The sequence below is a fragment of the Pseudaestuariivita atlantica genome, from assembly GCF_001205715.1.
Classification (GTDB): domain Bacteria; phylum Pseudomonadota; class Alphaproteobacteria; order Rhodobacterales; family Rhodobacteraceae; genus Pseudaestuariivita; species Pseudaestuariivita atlantica.
This window is the reverse complement of record NZ_AQQZ01000001.1, coordinates 58191-85182: the sequence shown is the minus strand read 5'-3', so window position 1 is coordinate 85182 and position 26992 is coordinate 58191. Positions and strand designations below refer to the sequence as shown.

Below are 26992 nucleotides of genomic sequence, written 5' to 3'. Positions count from 1 at the left end.
ACCGCCGAACTTAACGAATGCTTAACGACGAACGCCCGGCGCGGAGGCCGGGCGTTGCAAACGGGTGTGCGGATTTCAGGGTTTCGGCAGGCGCGTCAGCGGACCTTCAGCGTCGCCAGTCCGATCATCGCGAGGATCAGCGAGATGATCCAGAACCGGATCACGATCTGCGGCTCCGCCCAGCCCTTCTTCTCGTAATGATGGTGAATCGGGGCCATCAGGAACACGCGTTTTCCGGTGCGCTTGAAGTAGAGGACCTGGATGATGACCGACAGCGCCTCGACCACGAAGATGCCGCCGACGATGGCCAGCACGATCTCGTGCTTGGTGGCCACGGCAATCGCGCCCAGCGCGCCGCCCAGCGCCAGCGACCCGGTATCGCCCATGAACACGGCCGCCGGTGGCGCGTTGTACCACAGAAAGCCCAGCCCCCCGCCGATCAGCCCGGCGGCGAAGATCAGGATCTCTCCGGTTCCGGGCACGTAATGCACGTCGAGATACTCGGTAAAGTCGACACGCCCCACGGCATAGGCAATGATCCCCAGCGTCGCCGACGCGATCATCACCGGCATGATCGCCAGCCCGTCAAGCCCGTCGGTGAGGTTCACCGCGTTGGCCGAACCCACGATCACGATCATCGCGAAAGGTATGAAAAACAGGTAGCCGAGGTTGATCAGCACGTCCTTGAAGACCGGCAGCGCCAGCTGGTTCTGCAGCGGTTCGGGATGGAAATACACGGCCCAGAACGCGGCGATCGCGGCGATCACGAAGCCCAGCAGCAGGCGGACCTTGCCCGGCACGCCGGCGGTGTTCTGCTTGGACACCTTGGCATAATCGTCGGCGAACCCGATCGCCCCGAAGGACAGGGTGACGAACAGGATCATCCAGATATAGGGATTGTCGAGCCGCGCCCAGAGCAGCGTCGAGGTGAGAAGCGCGGTCAGGATCAGGAGGCCCCCCATGGTGGGCGTGCCCGCCTTGACGAAATGGCCTTCGGGGCCGTCGTCGCGGATCGGCTGGCCCTTGCCCTGCCGCTTGCGCAGCACGTTGATCAGCGGCCGTCCGAAGACGAAACCAAAGATCAACGCGGTAAAGAACGCCCCGCCCGCCCGGAAGGTGATGTAGCGGAAGAGGTTGAAAAAGCCGCCGTCGTCCGAAAGCAGGGTCAACCAGTAAAGCATGAACTATCCCTCGTCATCTGTCGCCACCGGATGGCTTATTTTGCGCAGGCCGTCCACCACCTGCGAAACCTTGCTGCCTAACGATCCTTTAACCAGCACCACGTCACCGGCATCGATCAGCGTGTGGGCCTTGGCGGCGAGGTCGGGCGCGGTTTCGGCCCACCGGCCCCGGACCGCCTCGGGCAGGGCATCGTAGAGCGCGCGCATGCGGGGTCCGACGCAATGCACCTGCGCGAGGCTTTCCATCGCCGGCAGGTCGGCCAGCCCGGCATGCATCGCCGCCTCGTCCGGGCCAAGTTCAAGCATGTCGCCAAGGATCGCGATCCGGCGCCCGCGCGCGACGCGCCCGATCCCGTCGCGGGGGCGGGTCACGGACAGCACTTCCAGCGCGGCGGCCATCGAGGTCGGGTTGGCGTTGTAGGCGTCGTCGATCAGTTCGAACCCGGTGGCTTCGTCGATCGGGTCGAGCAAGCGCCGCTCGCGCGTGCCGCGCCCTTCGGGCGGTGTCCAGCGGGCGATGTCCAGCGCCGCCAGCACCGGATCGGCGCCCAGCGCCTCGACCGCGGCCAGCACGCCCAGCGCGTTGATGGCGAAATGCTTGCCCGGTACCGACAGCTTGAACATGACCGGGCCATGCGGCGTCGTCGCCTCGACCACCGTAGCGCTGTCGGTGAGCGTGACCTTGCGCAGATGCCACGGGTTGTCGTCTTCGCTCCCGTACCAGAACCGCCGGATCTCCGGCGTGGTCAGGTCCAGCTCCTTATAGGCCTCTTCGGGCACGTCGGCGCACAGGACGCTGGCCTTGTCGTCGGCGGCGTCCTCGATCCCCTCGACGATCGAGGCCTTTTCGCGCGCGATCCCCACCAGCCCGTCATCGAAGGCTTCGAGATGCACGGGCGCGACATTGGTGACCATCGCGACATGCGGGCGCGCGAGGCGCGAAAGGGGCGCGATCTCTCCGGGATGGTTCATGCCGATCTCGATCACCGCGTAGTCGGTATCGGCGGGCATCCGCGCCAGCGTCAGCGGCACGCCCCAGTGGTTGTTGTAGGACTTGACCGAGGCATGGGTGCGCCCCTGCCGTTCCAGCACCGTGCGCAGCATTTCCTTGGTCGAGGTCTTGCCGACCGACCCGGTCACCGCCACGACCCGCGCGCCGGTCCGCGCACGGCCCGCGCGCCCGAGGTCTTCGAGCGCGGTCAGAACGTCTTCCACGATCAGAAGCGGGGCGTCCTCGGCCACGCCGTCCGGCACGCGCGACACCAGCGCGGCGGCGGCGCCCTTCTCCAGCGCCTGTGCCACGAATTCATGCCCGTCCCGCGCCGCCTGCAACGCGACGAACAGGTCACCCGGTTCCAGCGTGCGCGTGTCGATGGAGACGCCGGTGGCCGCCCAGTCCGTGGTGGCCCTGCCACCCGTCGCGGCGGCGGCGTCCTGGGCTGTCCAGAGTGTCATGCAAGCCTCCCGTCAAGCGCGGCCACGGCCACGCTGGCCTGTTCGGCATCGTCGAAGGGCAGCACCGCATCTCCCACGATCTGCCCGGTTTCGTGCCCCTTGCCCGCGATTAGCAGCGCATCGCCCGGCTGCAGCGCGTCCACGGCGCGCAGGATCGCCTCGGCCCGGTCGCCGACCTCCACGGCGTCGGGCGCGCCGTCCAGCACGGCGGCGCGGATCAGCGCGGGATCCTCGCTGCGCGGGTTGTCGTCGGTGACGAATACCACGTCCGCATTCTCTGCCGCGGCCTGCCCCATCAGGGGGCGCTTGCCGGCGTCCCGGTCCCCGCCCGCGCCCACCACCGCCACAAGCCGGCCCATCACGTGCGGGCGCAGCGCCTTCAGCGCGGTCGAGACCGCGTCGGGCGTGTGGGCGTAATCGACGAACACCGCCGCACCGTTCTCTCGGGTCGCGGCCAGTTGCATCCGGCCGCGCACGGTTTCAAGCTCGGGCAGCGCGCGCAGGACGTCCTCCATCGGGGCACCGCATGCATGCACGAGGCCCGCCGCGATCAGCACGTTTTCCGCCTGGAACCCGCCGATCAGCGACAGGCGCACCTGGTGCGGCGCGTCGTGCCACGCGATGCGGATGTCCTGCCCGGTGGCGTCGAACCGCTGGGCCGTCAGGCGCAGATGGGCGTCCGCCCCAGTGCCCACGCGCAGGATCGTCTGCCCGCGTCCTTCGGCCAGCGCCGCCATGTCTGGCCCGCGCAGATCGTCGATATTGATGACCGCCGTGCCCTCGGGCGACAGAACGCGAGTGAAAAGGCCTGCCTTGGCCTCGAAATAGGCATCGAAGGTTTCGTGGTAATCGAGGTGATCCTGCGTGAAATTGGTGAACCCTGCCGCCGTCAGGTGCACCCCGTCGAGCCTTTTCTGGTCAAGCCCGTGCGACGATGCCTCCATCGCGGCATGGGTGACGCCGTTCGCCGCCGCCTCGGCCAGCGCCCGGTGCAGCGTGATGGGTTCGGGCGTGGTGTGCGCCAGCGGCGCGGTCCACACGCCCTCGACCCCCGTGGTGCCGAGGTTCACGGCCTTCTCCCCCAGCGCGATCCAGATCTGGCGCACGAAGCTCGCCACGCTGGTCTTGCCGTTGGTGCCGGTGACCGCGACCATCACCGGCGGCTGCGCGCCGAACCACAGCGCCGCCGCGCCCGACAGGGCCTGCCGGGGATCGGCGGCGATGATCAGGGCCGGGTCATGTTCGGCGATCACGTCCGCCGCGATGCGCGCGCCGTCGGCATCGGTCAGGATCGCCGAGGCCTCCATCCGCAGGGCGTATTGAATGAACTCGGCCCCGTGGACGCGGCTGCCGGGAAGCGCGGCGAAGAGGTGGCCCGGCCTCACGGCGCGGCTGTCGACCGACAGGCCCGTGACCTCGACCTCGCGCCCGCCCTGAGCGTGCAGACCTAGGTCCGTCAACGTCCGTGAAGATGCCGCCATGGCGCGCCCTCGTACCGCTCGCGCGGGTTTGCCCCGCTGTTGGGCGAAAGATTAACGCAACATGCGGGCGGATACCATGGGGATTGCGGGCGCGGCCCGCGCGCCTCAGTTGCCGGTGAGCGTGATGCCGGGAAGCTGGCCGGGTGTCACGTCGGGCCGCAGGCCCAAGAGCGGCGCGATCCGCCCGATCATTTCCGCCGCGACCGGCACCGCCGTCCAGCCCGCCGTGCGGCGCGGTTTCTCGCCCGAGGTCTCGACCGGCTCGTCGAAGGTGACGACCAGCACGTAGGCCGGGTCATGCGCCGGGAAGATCGAGGCGAAGGTCGAAATCAGGCGGTCGGTATAATACCCGCCGCGCGGCTTGGGCTTGTCCGCCGATCCGGTCTTGCCGCCCACGTGATAGCCCGGCACCTCGCCGAAAGAGGCGGTGCCCTCGGTCACGACCTTGCGCAGCATGGCGCGCGCCTGTTCGGCGGCGGCGGGCGACATCACCCGCGGGCCAAGCACCGGTCCCGGCTGTTTCAGGATGGTCGGACGCACGGCATATCCGCCGTTCGCGATCGCGGCATAACCGGCCGCCAGATGCAGCGGAGATGACGACAGTCCGTGCCCGTAAGATATTGTCACCGTAGACAAATCTCCCCACCGTTTCGGCAGGAGTGGCTTGCCCGCGCGGGCCTCGAAAATTTCGAACGGGGTGGGATCGAAGAAGCCCAGCGCGTCAAGGAACGCCTTCTGCCGCTTGGCCCCGATCTGCAGCGCCAGCCGTCCGGTACCCCGGTTCGACGATTTCACAAGCACGTCCGACACGCTGATCGTGCCGTAATCCTTGTTCTTGAATTCCTTGATCGTGAAGCCGCCGATCTTGATCGGGGTCGAGGTGTTGATCGGGGTCGCCGCGTTCACCAGCCCGAGGTCTAGCGCCTGCGCGACCGTGAAGATCTTGAAGACCGAGCCAAGCTCGTACACGCCCTGCACCGCCCGGTTGAAGAGCGGGCTGTCATCCGGCGCGCCCTCGACCGGCGGGCGCGGGCGGTTGTTGGGATCGAAATCGGGCAGGCTGACGATCGAGATCACCTCGCCCGTGCGCACGTCCATCAGGACCGAGGAAGCGCCCTTGGCATTCAGGAGCTTCATCCCGCCCCACAGCACCTCTTCGGACGCCGCCTGCACCGTCAGGTCGAGCGAGACCTGAAGCGGGCGGCCCCCGTTCGCGGGATCACGCAGCGCCTCGTCGAACACCTTTTCGACGCCCGCGACGCCCAGCACCTCGGCGGCGTGCACGCCTTCCTTGCCGAACTGCGCACCGCCGAGAACATGCGCGGCCAGCGCGCCGTTGGGATACAGCCGCATCTCGCGCGGGCCGAACAACAGGCCCGGCTCACCCAAGTCGTGCACCGCCTGTTTCTGTTCCGGGCTCAGCTTCTTCTTGACCCAGACGAACTTGCGCTTGCCGAGGAAATCCTTCTCCAGCCGCTCGCGCTTGAGATCGGGGAAGATTTTCAGCAGGCCGTCGATCGCGGCGGGCGCGTCGATCATTTGTTGGGGATGGGCATAAAGCGAGAACGTGTCCATGTTCGTCGCCAGCATCCGCCCCTTGCGGTCGACGATGTCGGCACGCTGCGCGATGATCGAGGCCCCGGCGCCCTGCGCGCGCGGCTCGGACGGCTCCGACGCCGACAAGGCCCCCATCCGCGCACCGATGGCCATGAACCCCAGCAGGAACAGCCCGGCGAGTACAAGCAAACGTCCCTCGGCCCGGATGCGCGCGGCATCGCGCATCTGTTCGTGCCGGATGCGCACGTTCTCGCGTTCGATGGCGTCGGGGTTCTGGCCTTTCTGCCGCGCGTCAAGGATGCGGGCCAGCGGGCGAAGCGGCGTGCGGATCATGGCTGCGTCTCCGCGTTCTGCGACGAGATGTCGATGGGCGTGGTGATCTCGATCAAGGGCTCGACCGGGTAGGTCACCTGGTCAATGCGCCCGAACTGGTCAGCCCTGAGCGGCGCGAGGCCCAGGCGTTCGTAATTGATCTCGGCCAGGTCACGCAGGCGTTCGGGCCGGTTGAGATAGGCCCATTCCGCGCGCAACACCTTCAGCCGGGCGCGGGCGATGCCGATATCCCGTTGCAACGTCTCGGTTTTCGACAGCGCCTCTTGCGTGGCGTAATTCTCGCGGTAGGCCCAGAAGGCCAGCGCGATCACCGCGCAGGATGTCAGGATATAAAGGAAAGACCGCATCAGCGCCGCCCTTTCACACTTGGTACACCAATCGTTTTCGCGTCGATCTCGCCCGCCGGCGCGTCGGTCCGGCGCGCCACGCGCAACAGCGCCGACCGCGCGCGGGGATTTTCGGCCAGTTCCGCCTCGTCCGGCTGGATCGCCTTGCGGCTGACAAGCGTGAAGGCGGGATCCGCGCGGGAGGTTTCGGGCGCGAAGCGGTTGGCGTTGCCGGTTGCGCCCGCACGCGATTGCAGGAAGCGTTTGACCATCCGGTCCTCGACCGAGTGGAAGGTCACGACCGCCAGCGCGCCGCCGGGCTTCAAGGCGCGTTCCGCCGCCATAAGTCCTTGATAAAGTTCGTCATATTCGGCGTTCACCGCGATGCGCAGCGCCTGGAAACTGCGGGTCGCGGGGTGGGACTGGCCGGGTTTGGCGCGGGGCAACTGGCCCTCGATCACCTCGGCCAGCGCCAAAGTCGTGTCGAGTGGCCAGGCGGCCTTGATCGCGCGGGCGATCCGGCGGGAGGCGCGTTCTTCCCCGTAGACATAAAGAATGTCGGCCAGTTCGGCCTCGGTCGCGTCGGCGATGATGTCCGCCGCCGTCGGCCCCGATTGCGACATGCGCATGTCGAGCGGCCCGTCCTTCTGGAACGAAAAGCCGCGTTCGGCCCGGTCAAGCTGCATCGACGACACGCCAAGATCCAGCACGACACCGTCCACGTCCGACACATGCGCGTCGAGGTTGGAAAAGACGTCCTCGACCATGGTGATCCGGTCATCGGCCCAGGGCGCGGCCAGTTCAAAGGCCAGCGGGTCGCGGTCAATGGCGGTGACGTGGGTTGCGCCCGCTTCAAGCAACGCGCGGGTATAGCCGCCCGCGCCGAAGGTGCCGTCGACCCAATGGCCCGTAACCGGGGAGACCGCCGCGATCAGCGGGCGGATCAGGACGGGGATGTGCGGAACGGGGGTGGGACGTACCGCCATCATCGGTCACCCGCCTGCCTTGTCCAGGAATTCCAGCGGATCGAAGTCGTCCGGCAATTCGTCGAGGTAATCCTCGGTCGCCGCAAGTTCCTCGGCCTCGTAGGTTTCGGGCTTCCAGATCTGGAACGTGTCGCCCGCGGCGATGAAGAACGCCTCGCCTTCCAGCCCGATCTTCTGGCGCAGCTTGGCCGGCAGGACCAGCCGCCCGGTTTCGTCCACGTTGGTGGGAAAGGATTGCCCGTGGAACAGGCGTTGCAGCACCTTGCGCTCTTTCGAGCCGCGCGGCATCGCCGCGATCTTGGCGTCGACCTCCTCGATCGCCTCGATCGTGTAGCAATCAAGGTGTTTCTTGCGGTGATCGCCGTAGACAATGACCAGTTCGGGGTTGTCGCCGTCACGCCAGTTGGGGTCGGAAGCTTCGAGCACACGGCGATAGGTGGCGGGAATCGAGACCCGTCCCTTCGTGTCCACCTTGTGGTGGCTCTCGCCGCGGAACACCTTTCGTGCCACGCTCGTCCTTCTCTCCCCCCCGTTGTTGACTTTGCGGGTCCCGGAATGGGAAACGGCGAGTAGAGCTGCTGCCACTGCCCTACTCGCCGCCCTCGTCCCGTCTCCGGGAGTGTCCAGCTGCGCGCGCCACCTGGGGGGATGTCTGCTCGCCCGCGCGCCGGATCCTTGGTGTGATGAAAGCGGGTGCCTGTATGAAACCTGCTTTTTTTGTTTTTGTTTTGGTGTGGGTCTGGGGTCTTGGTCGCCCCGTCCCGCGTTCATCACGGTCATAGGGATGACATGGGAGATTATGGGAAGCAATGGAAAGTAGCCCTCCGATGGTGACCTTCTTGTAGGCCATGTCCCGTGATCGAGGTTCAAAACTGGAAACAAACTGATTCAAAATCGGATCATATGGTCCTTTTTGGCGCCATGACATCAATATGTAGTGCCATCGCAACACCCAAAGACTTGTCCCATGAATTCCCAGAAATTTCGGAAATCTGGCGATTTTGGTGCATTTCAACAACACTCAAGCTCAAACTTTTCCAAAAATTTCGCAGAAACACGCGGAAGACACGGGCCGTCCCATCCCCGTCCCACGTTTTCCCATGGCACCGATCGGGATCGGGACTGATGCCGCGACCCGTCCTGCACCCGCCTGCCCCCGCGGCACTCGTCAGGATCGCTGCCCAAATCCCCGGCAACGCCGCATCCGAGGCGGCGATTTTCGACATGTGACCCGAGGTCGGGTCCGGAAAGGCTTTGAAGACAGGTCAGAATCGCTTATGCATTTGCTGCATAGCAGCATTGCCAAGCTGTGTGTTGTGCAGGTGCAGAATCCGACTAGCTATGGGTTCGAACCGCAAGAAAAGACGCATACGAGGCAATGTAATGGCTTACGTGACGACGAACTTCCCCACGGCCCATGTTGCCGGTGAAAGCCGGATCGCAGGCATGGTTGCAGACATCCGTGACGCATGGACGCGCCGCCGGGTGTACCGCAAGACGCTGAATGAACTGCAGGCCCTGTCGGCCCGCGAACTGAACGACCTGGGCCTCAACCGGTCCATGCTGCACCAGGTGGCTTACGAGGCCGCCTACGGTAAGGCGAAATAACGACAACACGGTTCAGGTGCTCCTCTCCTCCTCCCTGGAGTGCCTGTAATCTGCGGCGGCATCGACCTCCTCCCTGATGTCGCCGCTCTTTTCTTCGGGTCCTTCGTGGCCCAACCCGGATCGGCCCGCTCCTCTCCTCCTCCCTGGAGCGTGCCGGTACCTCCCGATGCCTTCCTCCCATTCGGCATCGGGACAGACAGAGCGGCGGCGTCCACCTCCTCCCGGACGTCGCCGTTTTTGTTTTCAGGATACCGGTGAACCAGACAGGTGACGTGACGGCGCCCTGCGCGTTAGCCGTCCCAGCCGCGGCCGCACGGCGACGGGCCATGGTCCCGCAGATGGGCCAGCCGGTCGAAAGCGTCGGCGAAGGTGGGCCGGTGATCGGCGCGCACGTCCCAGATGACCAGCTGCGGGCCCTCCACCACGTCGAACCATTCGCGCGCCCGCGCGAGGAAGGCGCCATGCGCGCCGGAAAAGGTGTAGGATCTGAGCGTCTCCAGATCGGTCCAGACCGACACCGTCGCCGAGATCTGCGGATCGTGGCCAAGGGCGGCAAGCTGGCGGGCGGCGTCCTCGTCGGGGACGCGCCAGATGAAACCGGGATGCTGTTCGGCGGCGCGATAGACGGCGTCGAGCGAGGACGCGAGTTCGGACATGTCGGGATGCGTCAGGGGATGGGTCATCCGACCCCAGTTCATCTGAGCAATGGCCATGGTGCACCCGCTTTTGCGCAGGGTAACGGCACGATGCGCGCCCGGTCAACGCGCGGGACCCATGCGCGTGCTCAGGCTGGATCGGCGCGCCCACCCCGCCCTAAGGCAGGACGCGCGCGCCTTTCTTATTAAGGCCGGTGGTCAGGCCGCGATCTGCTTGGCCTTTTCCACCAGCACCTCGGCCTGCCGGATCGAGGCGTAGTCGATCAGGCGCCCGTCCAGCGACACTGCACCCTTGCCCGCTGCCTCGGCCTCGGCCATGGCGGCGAGGATGCGGTTGGCTTTCTCGATCTCGGCCTCCGACGGGCTCATCACCTCGTTGGCCAGCGCGATCTGGCTGGGATGGATCGCCCACTTGCCTTCGCAGCCCAGAACGGCGGCGCGGTAGGCGGCGGCCTTGTAGCCGTCGGGATCGCTGAAATCGCCGAACGGGCCGTCGATGGGGCGCAACCCGTTGGCGCGCGCGGCGACCACCATGTTGGCGATGGCCGAATGCCACATGTCGCCCCAATGCACCTGCCGCGACCCGTCACCCGCCGGGTCGGTGAGGACCGAGTAATGCTCGTTCACGCCGCCGATCACGGTGGTCCGCGCCCGCATCGACGCGGCGTAATCGGCCACCCCGAAATGCAGGCTTTCGTTGCGCTTCGATGCACCGGCGATTTCGTTGACGTTCTGCATGCCGAGGGCCGTCTCGACGATATGTTCGAACCCGACCCGCTTGGTCAGGCCCACGGCGTCCTCTACCTGCGTCGCCAGCATGTCGACGGCATAGACGTCGGCGGCGGTCCCGACCTTGGGAATCATGATGAGGTCCAGCCGCTCGCCTGCCTGTTCAAGGATATCGACCACGTCGCGATACATGTAATGCGTGTCGAGTCCGTTGATTCGGATCGACATCGTCTTGGTGTTCCAATCGACCGTGTTCAGCGCCTTGATGATGTTCTTGCGGGCCTGTTCCTTCTCGTCCGGGGCGACCGCGTCCTCGAGGTCGAGGAAGATAACATCGACGTCGGATTGCGCCGCCTTTTCAAACATTTGCGGCTGAGAGCCCGGAACGGCCAGCTCGCTGCGGTTCAGACGGCCCGGAGCCTGTTCGATGGGGTGAAAACTCATGTGCGCCACTCCTGCTGTTCGGCGGGTTCAAGATGGCGGCCAGACAGATGGGGCAAATCGCCACCTGTCAAGAAATTTTATTGCGTACAATTGCACACAGAAGAAAGATGATTACGTGTCACCACCCGGCATCCGGGACGAGTAGTAGAAAGCGATGGCCTGCGTGCGGTTCTTCACGCTCAGCTTGTCGTAAAGGTTCGACAGGTGAAACTTGACCGTGTTGGTCGAGATGCCCAGCTCGGCCGACAATTCGCGGTTGGTCAGCCCTTTCGACAGCGCCTCGAGCATCACGCGTTCCTTGCGGCTGAGCGTCTGCATCGGGTCGGTCTGCAGGTCGCGCACGTCGATGAAGGGGAACACCATCTTGCCGGCGGCGACCTCGGCGCAGGTGGTCAGCAGGCCCTCCACCTCGCCCGACCGGGCGGCGAACCCCGCCGCCCCGGCGGTCATGGCCAGCCGAGGCAGGTCGCGCGCATCCTCGCCGTAAACCACCAGCTTGGGCGCCTGTTCCTGGTCGCGCAGCACCTCGATCAGTTTCGCGCCGCCCAGCGCCGGCAGGTTCCAGTCGATCACCCCAACCGTCACCGGCACCCGCATCACCATGCCCAGGAACCCCTCGGCCGTGGCCGATGTCGCCACGAGCGAGAATCGCGGATCGCGTTCGAAAATCTCGGACATTGCCGACAAAACCAGCGGGTTGCCATCCGCCAGCATCACGTCGATCCGTTCGTCGATATCGTTAACCATCTGAAAACAGGCCCTGAATCACAAAAAACTACCCATTTGGGTCGTATCGATACGGTATACAACCGGATACTTACCAATATGGATGGGAAATTTCCCATCCCTTTAGATACCCAAAAGCAGGAGTAACGGAGGTTGTGCGGTTCGGCAAGCTGCGATCATTTCGACGCAACCAGTTAAACACAGGGTGTAGCACATGACCGTCCACGTATTCCCGCAGCTTGAAATCCCCCACACGCTGGCCGCCGGCCCCGGCCCCGGCAACACCGACGAACGCGTGTTGCAGCGGTTTGCCTCGGCGGGCGTGGCCGATCACATGACCCCCGACGTTCTGCGCGGCATGGTCGAATGCAAGCACATGCTGCGCGAGGTCTGGGGCACCGACAACGTGCACACCTTCGGCGCGGCGGGCACCGGCTGGACCGCGCTCGACATGATGTTCGCGGCGGTGCGGCCCGGTGACAAGGTCGTGGCCTTCACCAACGGCACCTTCTCGGGCATCGACGCGCTGACGCTGCGCATCAAGGCAGCCACCACCGAAGAGCTTGCCGCCAACTCGCTCGACCCGCAGGCGGCCAGCGTCACGGTGATCGAGGTGCCGCACGGCCAGTCGGTCACCGCCGACGTGATCGAGGCGGCCTTGTCCGAACACAAACCCAAATGGGCGTTCATGGCGCATTGGGAAACCGGATCGGGCCGGATCAACGACGTGCAGGCCTTTTCGGATGCGTGCGAGGCCCACGGGGCCATGGGACTGGTCGACGCGGTCTCCTCCCTCGGCGTCGGCGACTTCCGGATCGACGATTTTCCGGGCGTCGTGGGCTGGGCCTCGTGCCCGCAGAAAGGCATCTGCTGCCTGCCCCTCACCTACGCCCCCGTCAGCTTCACCGACCGCTTCATCGACAGCCTGAAGGCGACCGGCGCGTCGACCTACGGCAACCACCCGATCTTCGAAGCCCGCCACTGGGGCATCGTCGACGGCAAGGATGTCGAGAAGGGCACCTATCACCGCACCCATTCGGGCTATGCCGTCGCCGCCTTCCACGAGGCGCTGCGCCTGACGCTGGAACAATCCGTCGCCAGCCGCGCCGCCGACTACACCCGGCACGAAGCGGTCCTGCGCGAGGCGGTCGAGGCGATGGGATGCGAGGTCACCTCGAACATGACGTCGCTGGTAGTCCTGAACCTGCCGCCGTCGCTGGCGGGCCGCGAGATGGAACTGGTGCAGCATTGCCGCGCGCAGAATTTCGGCATCTGGCCGACGCTGTCGGCGCCCGTGCAGGTGCGCATCGGCATCCTCAACCAGTTGAACCGATCCGCCATCGAAGAGATCGTGCGCCGCTTTGCGCAGGCGATCCGCGACCTTGGCGGCGAGGTGAACAACGAAGACGTCGACGCGGTCCTGCACCGTCACTACGGCGTCGCGATCGCCGCGGAATAGGAGGATCATCCCATGGACATTCACGAATATCAGGCCAAGGAGATCCTGTCCGGTTTCGGGGTCGAGGTGCCGCCCGGCGCGCTCGCCTACAGCCCGGAACAGGCCGCCTACCGCGCCCGCGAGATCGGCGGCGACCGCTGGATCGTCAAGGCACAGGTCCATGCCGGCGGACGCGGCAAGGCCGGTGGCGTCAAGATGTGCGAGGACGACCACGCCATCCAGAAAGCCTGCGAGGACATGTTCGGCCAGAAGCTGGTGACCCACCAGACCGGCCCCGAAGGCAAGGGCATCTACCGCGTCTATGTCGAGGGTGCCGTGCCGATCGAGCACGAGTTCTACCTCGGCTTCGTCATGGACCGCTCGTCACAGCGCGTCATGATCGTCGCAAGTGCCGAAGGCGGCATGGAGATCGAGGAGATCAGCGCCGAGAAACCCGACAGCATCGTGCGGTCCACGGTGGAACCCGCAGTCGGCCTGCAGGAATTCCAGGCGCGCGAGATCGCCTTTGCCCTCGGGGTCGAGGCGGGGCTTGTCAGCCAGATGGTGCGCACGCTCATGGGCTGCTACCGCGCCTTTTCCGAGCTGGACGCGACGATGGTCGAAATCAACCCGCTGGTGGTGACGGGCGACGACCGGATCATCGCGCTCGACGCCAAGATGACGTTCGACGACAACGCGCTCTTCCGTCACCCGCAGGTGGCCGAATTGCGCGACAAGAGCCAGGAAGACCCGCGCGAAAGCCGCGCCGCCGACCGGGGGCTCAGCTATGTCGGGCTCGACGGCAATATCGGCTGCATCGTGAACGGCGCGGGCCTTGCCATGGCGACGATGGACACGATCATGCTGGCAGGCGGCCAGCCTGCCAACTTCCTCGACATAGGCGGCGGGGCCACGCCCGAACGCGTCGCCAAGGCGTTCCGCCTCGTGATGTCGGACAAGAACGTGCAGGCGGTGCTGGTCAACATCTTCGCCGGGATCAACCGCTGCGACTGGGTCGCCGAGGGCGTCGTGCAGGCGCTGAAGGAGGTGCAGGTCGACGTGCCCGTCATCGTGCGCCTCGCCGGGACCAACGTGGAGGAAGGGCAGAAGATCCTCGCCAAGTCGGGCCTGCCGATCATCCGCGCCAACACCCTGATGGAGGCCGCCGAACGTGCCGTGGGCGCGTGGAGGAACGACCTCTCTCAAGCAACCAGAATGAGGGCCGTGACATGAGCATCCTTCTCGACCGCGACACCAAGGTGATCGTGCAGGGCATCACCGGGCGCATGGCCCGGTTCCACACCAAGGACATGCTGGAATACGGCACCAATGTCGTCGGCGGCGTCGTGCCCGGCAAGGGCGGCGAGACGGTCGAGGGCGTGCCCGTCTTCGACACCGTCAAGGACGCCGTGGAAAAGACCGGGGCCGAGGCGAGCCTCGTCTTCGTCCCGCCCCCCTTCGCGGCGGATTCGATCATGGAGGCCGCGGATGGCGGCATCCGGTACTGCGTCTGCATCACCGACGGTATTCCCGCGGGCGACATGATCCGGGTCAAGCGGTACATGATGCGCTATCCCAAGGAGCGCCGCATGGTCCTGACCGGTCCCAACTGCGCCGGCACGATCTCTCCGGGCAAGGCGCTGCTGGGCATCATGCCGGGCCATATTTATTTGCCGGGCAATGTCGGCATCATCGGCCGGTCAGGGACGCTGGGGTACGAGGCCGCGGCGCAGCTGAAAGAGTTGGGGCTTGGCGTGTCGACCTCGGTCGGCATCGGCGGCGACCCGATCAACGGCTCGTCCTTCCGCGATATACTCGAACGGTTCGAGAATGACGACGACACCGCTGTCATCTGCATGATCGGCGAGATCGGCGGCCCGCAGGAGGCCGAGGCCGCGGATTACATCCGCGACCACGTGACCAAGCCCGTCGTGGCCTATGTCGCGGGTCTGACCGCACCCAAGGGCCGCACCATGGGCCATGCCGGTGCCATCATCTCGGCCTTCGGCGAAAGCGCCAGCGAGAAGGTCGAAATCCTGTCCAATGTCGGCGTGACCGTCGCCGAGAACCCCGCCGTGATCGGTGAAACCGTCGCGCGCGTCATGGGAAAGGCTGCCTGATATGGTGAAACCCTCCGTTCTTGTTACCCGCCGCTGGCCCGCCGCCGTCGAGGCGCAACTGGCCGAATCCTACAACGCCACCTTCAACACCTCGGACATCCCGCTGGCGGGACCCGAGATGCGGGACGCGATGACACGCTTCGACGCGGTCCTGCCGACGGTGACCGACAAGCTCGGCTCGGACGTGTTCGAGGTCGCCAAGCCGCAGGCGAAGATCATCGGCAATTACGGCGTCGGCTACAGCCATATCTGCGAATCCTCGGCCCGCGATCTTGGCCTGACCGTGACCAACACGCCGGACGTGCTGTCGGAATGTACCGCCGACATCGCCATGACGCTGATGCTGATGGTCGCGCGCCGCGCGGGCGAAGGCGAACGCGAGGTCCGCGAAGGCCGCTGGACCGGCTGGCGTCCCACCCACCTTGTCGGCACCAAGGTCAGTGGCAAGACGCTGGGCATCATCGGGTTCGGGCGGATCGGGCAGGAAATGGCCCGCCGCGCGCATCACGGCTTCGGCATGAAGATCGTCGTGCAGAACCGCTCGAAAGTCGCGCCAGAGATCCTTGCGCAATACGGTGCCGTTCAGGTCGACACGGTCGAGGAACTCTTGCCGCAGGCCGATTTCGTGTCGCTGCATTGCCCCGGTGGTGCCGCGAACCGGCACCTGATCAACGCCGCCCGGCTGGACCTGATGAAACCGGGCGCTTTCCTCGTCAACACTGCCCGTGGCGAGGTGATCGACGAATGGGCGCTGGCCCAGGCGCTGATGTTCGACACGATCGGTGGTGCGGCACTTGACGTGTTCGACGGCGAGCCGCGGATCGCGCCGGACCTGATGCAATGCGACAACCTCGTGATGCTGCCCCATCTCGGCAGCGCCACGCGCGAGGCGCGCGAGGCGATGGGGTTCCGGGTGCTCGATAACCTCGCCGATTTCTTCTCTGGCCGCGATCCGCGCGACCGGGTGATCTGATGCGCGCCGCCCTGCCCGAGCCCGCCGGACCCGAGGCGGGCGGCGACACCTATGCCGACGATCTGCGCGCGACCCTCGCCACGCTGTGGCGGGGGGTGCTGGCGCGCCGCGCCCCGCAGGTGGCGGACTGGTTCGACGCGGGCACCGGCGCCGCCGTGCCGGTTGGCGACGGGGCGATACCATATCTGCAGGCGATGACGATCTGGTTCCAGTTGCAGCGGATCGCGGACGAAAACATCGCAATCCGCGACCGCAGGCAGGCCGAAGGGCGCACCGGCGCGGCCACCGTTCCCGGCAGCTTCGCGCAGGCCTTTGCCCTCACCAACCCCGATGCCGCGACCTTCGCCGCGCTGGCGCGGGACCTGTCCATCGGTCCCACGATCACCGCGCACCCGACCGAGGCCAAGCGCGTCACCGTGCTGGAAATCCACCGCCGCATCTACCGCGACCTGACCAAGCTGGAAACGCAGCGCTGGACGCGGCGCGAACGCGACACGATCCTTGCCGACATCGAAGGCGAAATCGACCTGTTGTGGCTGACCGGCGAGTTACGCCTCGAACGCCCCACCCTCACCGACGAGATCGATTGGGGGCTGCAATTCTTCCGCGACAGCATCTTCGATGCGGTGCCGCAGGTGTTCGACGCCTTCGAACGCGCGGTCGAGGGGCATTTCGGCACCGGTCCCGACGCCCGCCCCTGCCTGCGCTTTCACAGCTGGATCGGCGGCGACCGCGACGGCAACCCCAACGTCACCGCCGACATGACCGAACTGGCCCTGCGCCGTGGCCGCGCGGCCATCGTTGAGCGCTACCGCGACATGCTGACCAATGCCGCCGCCCGGCTGAGCCTCAGCGATCACGTTGCCGAATTGCCCGATGCGCACCGCGCCGCGCTGCACCGCATTGTCGAGGCCGGACCCCGGTTCGACCGCAACGGCAACGAGCTGTTCCGCCGCGCCCTTTCGGCGATGGAATTGCGCCTGCGCGAAGATGCCTATGCGCATGTCGGCCAGTTCATCGCCGATCTAGATACCGTCGATGCCGCCCTGTGCGCGATGGATGCCGAACCGCTCGCGCGCCGCTACGTGCGGCGTATCCGGTGGCAGGCCTCGGTCTTCGGCTTCCGCACCGTGACGCTGGACATCCGCCAGAACTCGTCCGTCATCAACGCCGCGCTGGCCGATATCTGGCAGAATGCGCCGGACTGCCAGAGCACGGAATGGTCAAGCCGCCTGCGCACCGAACTGGCCAGCCGCACGCTGCCCGCGCCGGATACCGCGCGGCTCGAGCCCATGACGGTGGAGACGCTGAACCTCCTGCGGCTGGTCCATGCCGCGCATACCGGCCCCGACCCCGACGCCATCGGCCCCTTCATCCTGTCCATGACCCGGTCGACCGACGACCTGCTCGCCGTCTACCTCTTGGCGCGTTACGCGGGCTTCGGGGCCGAGACACTCGATATCTCGGTCGTGCCGCTGTTCGAGACCATCGACGATTTGCGCAACGCGCCCGCGATCCTCGACGCGCTGCTGGGCGTGCCGCTGGCGCGGCGCAGCCTGACCCGGCGCGGCAAGTCGATCGAGATCATGCTGGGCTATTCCGACAGCAACAAGGATGGCGGCTACCTGACCTCGACATGGGAGCTGGACCGCGCCCAGCGCCGGATCGCGCGCACGCTTGCCGGGCACGGCCTGACGCCGCGCTTCTTCCATGGCCGTGGCGGATCGGTCAGCCGGGGCGGCGCGCCCACCGGCCGCGCCATCACGGCCCAGCCCGCGGGCACGGTCCACGGGCGGTTGCGGCTGACCGAACAGGGTGAGGTCGTGTCCCACAAATACGCCAACCGCGGCACCGCGGCGGCGCATCTGGAACTGCTGGCGGCCAGCGTGTTCGAGCATTCCGCCCGCCCGGCGGAACCGGCGGCACGGCCCGAATTCGAAGACGCCTTCGACGCCCTGTCGGGCCTGTCGCAGACCGCCTATGTCAGCCTCCTGAACGCGCCCGGTTTCGTCCGCTACTTTCAAGAGGCCAGCCCGGTCGACGAACTGGCGCAACTGCGGATGGGATCGCGCCCCGCGCGGCGGTTCGGGGCGGCCACGCTGGCCGATCTGCGCGCGATCCCGTGGGTGTTTGCGTGGTCGCAGAACCGCCACATCATCACCGGCTGGTACGGGTTCGGCACCGCCATCGAAAGTTTCCGGCGCTTCCGCAAGGACCGCGGCGACCGCGTGCTGGCCGACATGTTCGCCAACCACCCGCTCTTCGCGCTTGTCGTCGCCGAGGTCGAGAAGTCGCTCTACCAGGCCGACCTCGCCATCGCCGAACGCTATGCCGGGCTGGTCACCGATGACGAGGTTCGCACCGCCGTGTTCGGCGCGATCTCGGATGAATACGCGCGGGCCTGCCGGGGCGTGCGGTTCCTGACGGGCGACACCGCCCTGTGCGCGCGCTTCCCGCATTTCCGCGCAAGTTTCGACCGCAACAGGGCGAACATGGAGCGTATCCACGCGCTTCAGGTCGACCTGCTGCACCAGAGCCGCGCGACGACAGGCGCAAGCCGCGCCAACGTTCCGCTGCTGCAATCCATGAACTCGATCTCGGCCGCCCTTGGCTGGACCGGCTGACCGTTACCGGAGGACCCCGATGAATATCGCCTACACCGAAAAGAACCCGTTCTTCACCCGCGACCTGCGCGATGCCGATACCGAGCTGTTCGGCGCGATCGAGCAGGAGCTGGGCCGCCAGCGCGACGAGATCGAACTGATCGCGTCCGAGAACATCGTCTCCCGCGCCGTGATGCAGGCGCAGGGTTCGGTCATGACCAACAAGTATGCCGAGGGCTATTCCGGGCGCCGGTATTACGGCGGCTGCCAGTTCGTGGACAAGGCCGAGGACCTTGCCATCGAACGCGCCTGCCGCCTGTTCGGCTGCGATTTCGCCAACGTCCAGCCCAATTCCGGCAGCCAGGCCAACCAGGGCGTGTTCCAGGCGCTTCTGCAGCCCGGTGACACCATCCTCGGCATGTCGCTCGATGCGGGCGGGCACCTGACCCACGGCGCGCGGCCCAACCAGTCGGGCAAGTGGTTCAACCCGGTCCAGTACGGCGTGCGCAAGGACGATCTGCGGCTCGACTACGACCAGGTGGAGGCGCTGGCGCTAGAGCATCAGCCCAAGCTGATCATCGCCGGTGGCAGCGCCGTGCCGCGCCAGATCGATTTCGCCCGGATGCGCGAGATCGCCGACAGCGTCGGCGCCTACCTGCATGTCGACATGGCGCATTTCGCGGGCCTCGTCGCCGCCGGAGAGCACCCCTCCCCCTTCCCGCATGCCCATGTCGCCACCACGACCACGCACAAGACCCTGCGCGGCCCGCGCGGCGGCATGATCCTCACCAATGACGAGGCGCTGGCGAAGAAATTCAACTCCGCCATCTTCCCCGGCATCCAGGGCGGCCCGCTGATGCACGTGATCGCAGCCAAGGCCGTGGCCTTCGGCGAGGCGCTGGAGCCGGGTTTCAAAACCTACCAGAAGCAGGTGATCGCCAACGCCAAGGCAATGGCCGACCAGTTGATGAAAGGCGGGCTCGACATCGTCACGGGCGGCACCGACACGCACGTGTTGCTGGTCGATTTGCGCCCCAAGGGCGTCAAGGGCAACGCGACCGAAAAGGCGCTTGGCCGGGCGCATATCACCTGCAACAAGAACGGCATCCCCTTCGATACCGAGAAGCCGATGATCACCAGCGGCATCCGGCTGGGCAGCCCGGCGGGCACGACACGCGGGTTCTGCGAACCGGAATTCCGCCAGATTGCCGACTGGATCGTGCGCGTGGTGGACGGGCTGGCAACCCATGGCGAAGACGGCAACGCCGCCATCGAGGACGCGGTCCGCGCCGAGGTGCAGCAGATGTGCGACCGCTTCCCGATCTACGACTGAGCGCTTCAACACCGGCGCCGGGCCAGTGGCCCGGCCGCCGTTCAGAACGGGATCTCGTCGGCGGGCATCACGAACTTGGCGACGACCTTCTTGTCGCCCGCCTTCTCAAACGCGATGTCGAGTTTGTCGCCCTCGATCCCGGTGATCGTGCCATAGCCGAATTTCTGGTGGAACACGCGCTCGCCCACCGTGTGCGACGACGACGCCGTGAGGTCGATCACCGTGTTGCGCGATTCCTGCGGTTGCGACACGGGCCGCTGGGACGACCGCTGTTGCAGCCGCCGCCAGCCGGGCGAGTTGTAGACATCGGCGCGGGACGCGGCCTCGTGCAGGTTCGATTGCGGGGCCGCCGCACCATAGCCACCACCGTAGAGGCCGGGGGGCGTCAGCACCTCCACATGCTCTTCGGGCAACTCGTCGATGAACCGTGACGGCAGCGCCGATTGCCATTGGCCGAACACGCGGCGGTTGCCCGCGAAGGATATGGTGCAGACGCGTTCAGCCCGCGTGATGCCCACGTAAGCGAGCCGCCGTTCTTCTTCGAGGCCCTTCACCCCGTTCTCGTCCATCGAGCGTTGCGAGGGAAACAGCCCGTCCTCCCACCCCGGCAGGAACACGGCGGGAAATTCGAGCCCCTTGGCCGCGTGCAGCGTCATGATCGACACTTTTTCGCCGTCGCCGCCCTGTTCATTGTCCATCACCAGCGACACGTGTTCGAGGAACCCGGTCAGGTTCTCGAACCCCTCCAGCGCCTTGACCAGTTCCTTGAGGTTTTCCAGCCGCCCCGGCGCCTCGGGCGTCTTGTCGTTCTGCCACATCGTCGTGTAGCCGCTCTCGTCGAGGATGATCTCGGCCAGTTCCATGTGGGTGATCTTGCCGTCGCCGGCCATCCGGCCCCAGCGCTGCAGGCCGTCCAGAAGGGTCTGCAATTCCTTGGCGCCCTTGCCGCCCAGCCCCTTTTCATCGAGCAGGATCTGCGCCCCTTCGGTCAGGGACACGCCGTGCTGGCGGGCGGTGAACTGGATCTTTTGCTGCGCCTTGTCGCCAAGGCCGCGCTTGGGCGTGTTGACGATGCGTTCGAAGGCCAGGTCATCCTCGGGCGAGACGACGACGCGGAAATAGGCCATCGCGTCGCGGATCTCCATCCGTTCATAGAAGCGCGGGCCGCCGATCACGCGGTAGGGCAGACCGATCGTCAGGAACCGGTCCTCGAACGCGCGCATCTGGTGCGACGCGCGGACAAGGATCGCCATGTCGTCAAGGCTCATCGGGTCCATGCCCCGCGTGCCCCTTTGCATGGCCTCGACTTCCTCGCCGATCCAGCGGGCCTCTTCCTCGCCATCCCAGTGACCGATCAGGCGGACCTTTTCTCCGCCCTCGGCCTCGGTCCACAATTCCTTGCCCAACCGCCCCTTGTTGGCGGCGATCACGCCCGATGCGGCCGACAGGATATGCTGGGTCGAGCGGTAATTCTGCTCCAGCCGGATCACGCGCGCGCCGGGAAAATCCTTTTCAAACCGCAGGATGTTGCCCACCTCGGCCCCGCGCCAGCCATAGATCGACTGGTCGTCGTCGCCCACGCAGCAGATATTCTTGTGCGATTGTGCGAGCAGCCGCAGCCACAGGTACTGCGCGACGTTGGTATCCTGGTACTCGTCGACAAGGATATAGCGGAACCAGCGCTGGTACTGTGCCAGCACGTCGTCATGTTCCTGGAAGATCGTCAGGACATGCAGCAGAAGGTCGCCGAAATCGGTGGCGTTCAGCTCCTTCAGCCGCTCCTGATACTGCGCATAAAGCTGGACGCCCTTGTGATCGAAGGCCGAGGCATCGGCGGCGGGCACCTTGTCGGGCGTCAGCGCGCGGTTCTTCCAGCCGTCGATCAATGAGGACAACGCGCGGGCGGGCCAGCGTTTGTCGTCGATGTTCGAGGCCTGCAAAAGCTGTTTCAGAAGGCGGATCTGGTCGTCGGTGTCGAGGATGGTGAAATTCGACTTCAGCCCCACCAGTTCGGCATGGCGGCGGAGCAGCTTGACACAGATCGCGTGGAAGGTGCCGAGCCACGGCATCCCTTCGACCGCGTGGCCCATCATCGCGCCGACGCGGTCCTTCATCTCGCGCGCGGCCTTGTTGGTGAAGGTCACGGCAAGGATTTCGTTCGGGTGCGCGGTGCCGGTGTGCAGAAGATGCGCGATGCGCGTCGTCAGCGCCCGCGTCTTGCCCGTGCCGGCGCCTGCCAGCATCAGCACCGGGCCGTTGATCTGTTCGACCGCCTGCCGCTGTTCGGCGTTCAACCCGTCGAGGTAAGGCGCGCCCCGCGCCGCCATGGCCCGTGCCGCAAGTCCCGGAGAGGCCGCTGCCGCCTCGAACGCGTCGTCTTCGTGGTAACTGCTCATGGCGCGATCATACGGCGGAAGCGCGCCGGACAAAAGCCTTTGATCGCGTTTTGTTCTTGCCCGCGCCAATCCGCCCATCTGCGCTCCCGCTTCGAATTTGTCTCTAAATCAAGACGTCTGGTCGGCCTGATCTTCAGGTTTCGTAAACCGGTTTGTCCGATTGTACTGGCCATTGAAGATTTCCCGGAGGCAGCAATGTTCCAGGCAACCGATCTTGACGAGCTTCGCGTAGAGCTCGATTCCTTCAAAATCCCGGTATTCGTGGCAGAACGACAGACCGGCCAGCGGCAATTCCACCTGATAGGGCTGAACGAGGCGCATGAACGCGAAAGCGGCATGGAGTTCGGTGCGTGTCGCGGCAAGCGCGTGTCCGACCTGTTGCCCGACAAGCAGGCGGAAGAGGTCAACGCCCACTATGCCGAAGCCATCGCGCGCGGCGGCCCCATCGACTACCAGGAGGTCCTGTCGAAGCCCGGCGGCACGCTGACGTGGCAAACGACGGTCTGCCCGGTCACCATGCCAGGCGGCGCGGAACGGATCCTTGGCCACGCGCTGTGCGTGCGCCGGCTGGAACGGGACCAGGCTGATCTCGTCGCGTTCGAGGACGTGCGCTATTTCTCGACCGAGGCCTCGTTTCAGTTGTCGCGGATCGGCGCCCTGTTCGACGCGATGGAGGCGGGACAGGCCAGTGACTGCGACCTGCGCGCATCGGCGCGGTTCCTTGCGGGGATGTGCCGGGCGGTGGACGACACGCTGCAAAAGGTGCGCACAACCGCCGAAAACCGGCTGGCCGCGGCGCAACAGGCGGACATGTCCCTGCTGGACCTGTCGCAGACCGGAACGCCCACCTTGCGCGAAACCGCGCAACACCTTGTCGACCTTGCGGTCGCCGAAGCGCCCGAGTTCCGGCACCACGCCTGACCCGCGCGCACGACCCGGCGGGGCATGCAGCCAAGGCCCCGCCGGACCCCGGCCCGTTCAGGCGGGCTTTCCTTCCAGGGTTCGACCGGCTACGACTTTTCGCGGATTATGCAGGTGCAGCATGATCTGGCGGGCTACCCACTTCCCCTCAGTTTACCCGGCTGCACCCGCGTCATATAGCACGGGTACAATCCGACGCGGGGAACCAAGATGACCACCTTTTCCAAGATCCTGATCGCCAACCGCGGTGAAATCGCCATCCGCGTGATGCGCGCCGCCAACGAGATGGGCAAGAAGACGGTCGCCGTCTTCGCCGAAGAGGACAAGCTGGGCCTGCACCGGTTCAAGGCCGACGAGGCCTATCGCATCGGCGAGGGGCTGGGCCCGGTCCAGGCCTACCTGTCGATCGACGAGATCATCCGCGTCGCCAAGATGTCGGGCGCGGATGCGATCCACCCGGGATATGGCCTGTTGTCGGAAAACCCCGACCTCGTGGATGCCTGCGCCGCGAACGGCATCACCTTCATCGGCCCCCGCGCCGAAACCATGCGCAAGCTGGGCGACAAGGCCAGCGCCCGCCGCGTCGCGATCGAGGCAGGCGTGCCCGTCATCCCCGCGACCGAGGTGCTCGGCGACGACATGGACGCGATCCGCAAGGAAGCGGCCGAGATCGGCTACCCCCTGATGCTCAAGGCGTCCTGGGGCGGCGGCGGGCGCGGCATGCGCCCCATCGAGTCCGAGGACGAGCTGGAAGAGAAGGTGCTGGAAGGCCGGCGCGAGGCCGAGGCCGCCTTCGGCAACGGTGAAGGCTATCTCGAAAAGATGATCACCCGCGCGCGGCACGTCGAGGTGCAGATCCTCGGCGATACGCATGGCAACCTGTACCACCTTTATGAACGCGACTGCTCGGTCCAGCGGCGAAACCAGAAGGTCGTGGAACGCGCCCCTGCCCCCTACCTGTCAGAGGCGCAGCGCGAAGAGATTTGCGAGTTGGGCCGCAAGATATGCGCGCATGTGAATTACGAATGCGCCGGCACGGTCGAGTTCCTGATGGATATGGACACCGGCAAGTTCTACTTCATCGAGGTCAATCCGCGCGTGCAGGTCGAACACACCGTGACCGAAGAGGTCACCGGCATCGACATCGTGCAGGCCCAGATCCAGATCGCCGAGGGCAAGAGCCTCGCCGAGGCGACGGGCAAGGCCTCGCAATACGACATCCGCCTCAACGGGCACGCGCTGCAGACCCGCATCACGACCGAGGACCCGCAGAACAACTTCATCCCCGATTACGGCCGCATCACCGCCTATCGCGGTGCGACCGGCATGGGCATCCGGCTGGACGGCGGCACCGCCTATTCCGGCGCGGTCATCACGCGGTATTACGACTCGCTTCTGGAAAAGGTCACCGCCTGGGCACCGACGCCCGAAAAGGCCATCGCCCGGATGGACCGCGCCCTGCGCGAGTTCCGCATCCGCGGCGTCAGCACCAACATCGCCTTCGTCGAGAACCTGCTGAAGCACCCGACCTTCCTCAACAACCAGTACACCACCAAGTTCATCGACACGACGCCCGAGCTGTTCCAGTTCGACAAGCGCCGCGACCGGGGCACCAAGGTGCTGGGCTACATTGCCGAAATCACGGTGAACGGGCATCCCGAAACCGCCGGTCGCCCGCGCCCGCCCGCCGACCTGAAACTGCCCAAGGCCCCCAAGCCCGCCAATGCCGAGATCGCCGATGGCCCGCGCCAGATCCTCGAAAAGAAGGGCGCGCAGGGCGTGGCGGACTGGATGTCTAAGCAGAAACAGCTTCTGATCACCGACACCACGATGCGCGACAGCCACCAGTCGCTTCTGGCGACGCGGATGCGGTCGATCGACATGATCGGGATCGCGCCCAACTACGCGCATGACCTGCCGCAGCTTTTCTCGGTCGAATGCTGGGGCGGCGCGACCTTCGACGTGGCCTACCGGTTCCTCGACGAATGCCCGTGGCAGCGCCTGCGCGACCTGCGCGCGCGCATGCCGAACCTGCTGACCCAGATGCTTCTGCGCGGGTCGAACGGGGTGGGCTATACCAACTACCCCGACAACGTCGTGCAGGCCTTTGTCGCACAAGCCGCGGAATCCGGCGTTGATCTTTTCCGCGTTTTCGATCCGCTCAACTGGACTGAAAACATGCGCATCTCGATGGATGCGGTACTCGAATCGGGCAAGATCCTCGAAGCGGCGATCTGCTATACCGGCGACGTGCTCGATCCCAAGCGGTCCAAGTACGACCTGAAATACTACCTGAAGATGGCGCAGGAACTGAAGGATGCGGGCACGCATGTCCTGTGCATCAAGGACATGGGCGGCCTTCTGAAACCGGCGAGCGCCACGGTGCTGTTCAAGGCCCTGAAGGAAGAGACCGGCCTGCCGATCCACTTCCACACCCACGACACGGCGGGCATCGCGTCGGCCAGCATCCTCGCCGCCGCAGCCGCGGGCGTCGACGCCGTCGACTGCGCGATGGATTCGCTGTCGGGCAATACCAGCCAGGCGACGCTCGGCACCGTGGTTGAGGCGTTGCGCCACACCGACCGCGACACCGGGCTCGACATCGACGCGATCCGCCAGATTTCAAACTACTGGGAAGCGGTGCGCGGGCATTACGCGGCCTTTGAATCGGGCATGCAATCGCCCTCGTCCGAGGTCTACCTGCACGAGATGCCGGGCGGCCAGTTCACCAACCTCAAGGCGCAGGCGCGCTCGATGGGGCTGGAGGACAAGTGGCACGAGGTCGCCAGGACCTATGCCGACGTGAACCGGATGTTCGGCGACGTGATCAAGGTCACGCCCATCGCCAAGACGGTGGGCGACATGGCGCTGTTGATGGTCAGCCAGGGCCTGACCTGCGAAGACGTGCTGGACCCCAAGACCGAGGTCAGCTTCCCCGAAAGCGTCAAGACGCTGATGCGCGGGCAGGTCGGTCAGGCCCCCGGCGGCTTCCCCAAGGACATCGTCAGGAAGGTCCTGAAGGACGAAAAGCCGATCACCGTGCGCCCCGGCGAATTGCTGGAGCCCGAGGACCTTGACGCGCGCCACGCCGAACTTGCCAAGCGGTTCGAGATCGACATCGACAACGAGGACCTGATGGGCGCGATGATGTACCCCAAGGTCTTTGCCGATTACGCCGACAAGCACGCCGTCGTCGGTCCCATCCGCACCCTGCCCACGCGCACCTTCTTCTACGGCATGGTGCCGGGGGAAGAGATCACCGCCGAAATCGATCCGGGCAAGACGCTCGAAATCCGGCTGCAGGCGGTGGGTGACACGCAGGAGGACGGCTCGTCGCGGGTGTTCTTCGAACTGAACGGCCAGCCGCGCGTTGTGCGCGTGGTGAACAAGGCCGCCGCGGTGCAGGTCGCCGACAAGCCCAAGGCCGACCCCGCGAACGAGAACCACATCGGCGCGCCCATGCCCGGTGTCGTGGCCAGCGTCGCGGTCAAGGCCGGCCAGACGATCAGCGCGGGCGATCTGCTGCTGACGATCGAGGCGATGAAGATGGAAACCGGCCTGCATGCCGAACGCGACGCCGTCGTGCGCGCGGTGCACGTGCAGGCGGGCAGCCAGATCGACGCCAAGGACCTGCTCGTCGAACTGGATTGACCATGAATGCGCGGCGCGCGGGTGACAGTCCCGCGCGCTGCACCTAGGGTCCCGCCCAGACAACACGGAGACCCC

At 65.9% G+C, this 26992-nt stretch carries 21 protein-coding genes; 9 read left to right on the top strand and 12 right to left on the bottom strand.

Annotation, left to right across the window (positions count from 1 at the left end):
- Positions 1–95: 95 nt before the first annotated feature.
- The 8 genes from mraY to ATO11_RS21765 form a co-directional block, all read right to left on the bottom strand.
- A complete protein-coding gene (gene mraY / locus ATO11_RS00360; protein ID WP_050528858.1) occupies positions 96–1181 on the bottom strand; it encodes a phospho-N-acetylmuramoyl-pentapeptide-transferase in 1086 nt (361 codons plus the stop codon).
- Between the two features lie 3 nt (positions 1182–1184).
- Positions 1185–2636 carry a UDP-N-acetylmuramoyl-tripeptide--D-alanyl-D-alanine ligase gene (locus ATO11_RS00355; protein WP_050528857.1) on the bottom strand — a complete coding sequence of 484 codons (1452 nt, stop codon included), beginning with the start codon at positions 2634–2636 and terminating at the stop codon, positions 1185–1187.
- Positions 2633–4117, bottom strand: a complete 1485-nt coding sequence (locus ATO11_RS00350; protein WP_050528856.1) for a UDP-N-acetylmuramoyl-L-alanyl-D-glutamate--2,6-diaminopimelate ligase — start codon at positions 4115–4117, stop codon at positions 2633–2635. Before ATO11_RS00350 ends, ATO11_RS00355 begins: the two co-directional genes overlap by 4 nt.
- Positions 4118–4222: 105 nt before the next feature.
- A complete protein-coding gene (locus ATO11_RS00345; RefSeq protein WP_050528855.1) occupies positions 4223–6007 on the bottom strand; it encodes a peptidoglycan D,D-transpeptidase FtsI family protein in 1785 nt (594 codons plus the stop codon).
- On the bottom strand, positions 6004–6354 hold the full coding sequence (gene ftsL, locus ATO11_RS00340) for a cell division protein FtsL (protein ID WP_050528854.1): 351 nt from the start codon (positions 6352–6354) through the stop codon (positions 6004–6006). Before ftsL ends, ATO11_RS00345 begins: the two co-directional genes overlap by 4 nt.
- Complete coding sequence (gene rsmH, locus ATO11_RS00335) at positions 6354–7322, bottom strand: 16S rRNA (cytosine(1402)-N(4))-methyltransferase RsmH (RefSeq protein ID WP_050528853.1); 969 nt, start codon at positions 7320–7322, stop codon at positions 6354–6356. The genes ftsL and rsmH overlap by 1 nt, the downstream gene beginning before the upstream one ends.
- Before the next feature lie 3 nt (positions 7323–7325).
- Complete coding sequence (gene mraZ / locus ATO11_RS00330; protein ID WP_082176068.1) at positions 7326–7829, bottom strand: division/cell wall cluster transcriptional repressor MraZ; 504 nt, start codon at positions 7827–7829, stop codon at positions 7326–7328.
- 389 nt (positions 7830–8218) lie between these two features.
- The gene (locus ATO11_RS21765; protein WP_134643043.1) at positions 8219–8545 is read right to left on the bottom strand and encodes a hypothetical protein; all 327 of its coding nucleotides are present in this window, start codon (positions 8543–8545) and stop codon (positions 8219–8221) included.
- Positions 8546–8702: 157 nt separating this feature from the next.
- Here ATO11_RS21765 and ATO11_RS00325 point away from each other — a divergent pair, with 157 nt between their 5' ends.
- The gene (locus ATO11_RS00325; protein WP_050528852.1) at positions 8703–8927 is read left to right on the top strand and encodes a DUF1127 domain-containing protein; all 225 of its coding nucleotides are present in this window, start codon (positions 8703–8705) and stop codon (positions 8925–8927) included.
- 290 nt (positions 8928–9217) lie between these two features.
- Here ATO11_RS00325 and ATO11_RS00320 read toward each other — a convergent pair whose 3' ends face one another.
- The 3 genes from ATO11_RS00320 to ATO11_RS00310 all read right to left on the bottom strand — a co-directional run bounded on the left by ATO11_RS00320 (position 9218) and on the right by ATO11_RS00310 (position 11470).
- Entirely contained in the window at positions 9218–9625 is a 408-nt protein-coding gene (locus tag ATO11_RS00320; RefSeq protein ID WP_278044278.1) for a DUF3291 domain-containing protein, read from the bottom strand.
- Positions 9626–9781: 156 nt separating this feature from the next.
- Positions 9782–10756, bottom strand: a complete 975-nt coding sequence (locus ATO11_RS00315) for an HpcH/HpaI aldolase/citrate lyase family protein (RefSeq protein WP_050528850.1) — start codon at positions 10754–10756, stop codon at positions 9782–9784.
- 111 nt (positions 10757–10867) lie between these two features.
- On the bottom strand, positions 10868–11470 hold the full coding sequence (locus tag ATO11_RS00310; protein WP_050529377.1) for a response regulator transcription factor: 603 nt from the start codon (positions 11468–11470) through the stop codon (positions 10868–10870).
- A gap of 226 nt (positions 11471–11696) precedes the next feature.
- On the opposite strand from ATO11_RS00310, the gene ATO11_RS00305 reads away from it, so the two are divergent.
- Genes ATO11_RS00305 through glyA form a run of 6 tightly spaced genes read left to right on the top strand, consistent with a single transcriptional unit; the run spans position 11697 to position 19949 of the window.
- Positions 11697–12941 (top strand): aminotransferase class V-fold PLP-dependent enzyme, encoded by a 1245-nt coding sequence (locus ATO11_RS00305; RefSeq protein ID WP_050528849.1) that lies wholly within the window; start codon positions 11697–11699, stop codon positions 12939–12941.
- Between the two features lie 12 nt (positions 12942–12953).
- Complete coding sequence (locus tag ATO11_RS00300; protein WP_050528848.1) at positions 12954–14153, top strand: malate--CoA ligase subunit beta; 1200 nt, start codon at positions 12954–12956, stop codon at positions 14151–14153.
- Positions 14150–15040 carry a succinate--CoA ligase subunit alpha gene (gene sucD, locus ATO11_RS00295; protein WP_050528847.1) on the top strand — a complete coding sequence of 297 codons (891 nt, stop codon included), beginning with the start codon at positions 14150–14152 and terminating at the stop codon, positions 15038–15040. The genes ATO11_RS00300 and sucD overlap by 4 nt, the downstream gene beginning before the upstream one ends.
- 1 nt (position 15041) lies before the next feature.
- Positions 15042–16013: a 2-hydroxyacid dehydrogenase gene (locus ATO11_RS00290; RefSeq protein ID WP_050528846.1), complete on the top strand. Its 972-nt coding sequence runs from the start codon at positions 15042–15044 to the stop codon at positions 16011–16013.
- Entirely contained in the window at positions 16013–18637 is a 2625-nt protein-coding gene (locus tag ATO11_RS00285; RefSeq protein WP_050528845.1) for a phosphoenolpyruvate carboxylase, read from the top strand. Before ATO11_RS00290 ends, ATO11_RS00285 begins: the two co-directional genes overlap by 1 nt.
- Positions 18638–18656: 19 nt before the next feature.
- Positions 18657–19949, top strand: coding sequence for a serine hydroxymethyltransferase (glyA, locus tag ATO11_RS00280; protein ID WP_050528844.1), 1293 nt, complete (start codon positions 18657–18659; stop codon positions 19947–19949).
- Positions 19950–19990: 41 nt separating this feature from the next.
- Here the strand turns inward: glyA and ATO11_RS00275 are convergent, their stop codons facing one another.
- Positions 19991–22345 (bottom strand): ATP-dependent helicase, encoded by a 2355-nt coding sequence (locus ATO11_RS00275; RefSeq protein ID WP_050528843.1) that lies wholly within the window; start codon positions 22343–22345, stop codon positions 19991–19993.
- Positions 22346–22540: 195 nt separating this feature from the next.
- On the opposite strand from ATO11_RS00275, the gene ATO11_RS00270 reads away from it, so the two are divergent.
- Positions 22541–23266 (top strand): PAS domain-containing protein, encoded by a 726-nt coding sequence (locus ATO11_RS00270; protein WP_050528842.1) that lies wholly within the window; start codon positions 22541–22543, stop codon positions 23264–23266.
- A 210-nt stretch (positions 23267–23476) separates the two neighbouring features.
- On the top strand, positions 23477–26917 hold the full coding sequence (pyc, locus tag ATO11_RS00265) for a pyruvate carboxylase (RefSeq protein WP_050528841.1): 3441 nt from the start codon (positions 23477–23479) through the stop codon (positions 26915–26917).
- Positions 26918–26992: the final 75 nt, after the last annotated feature.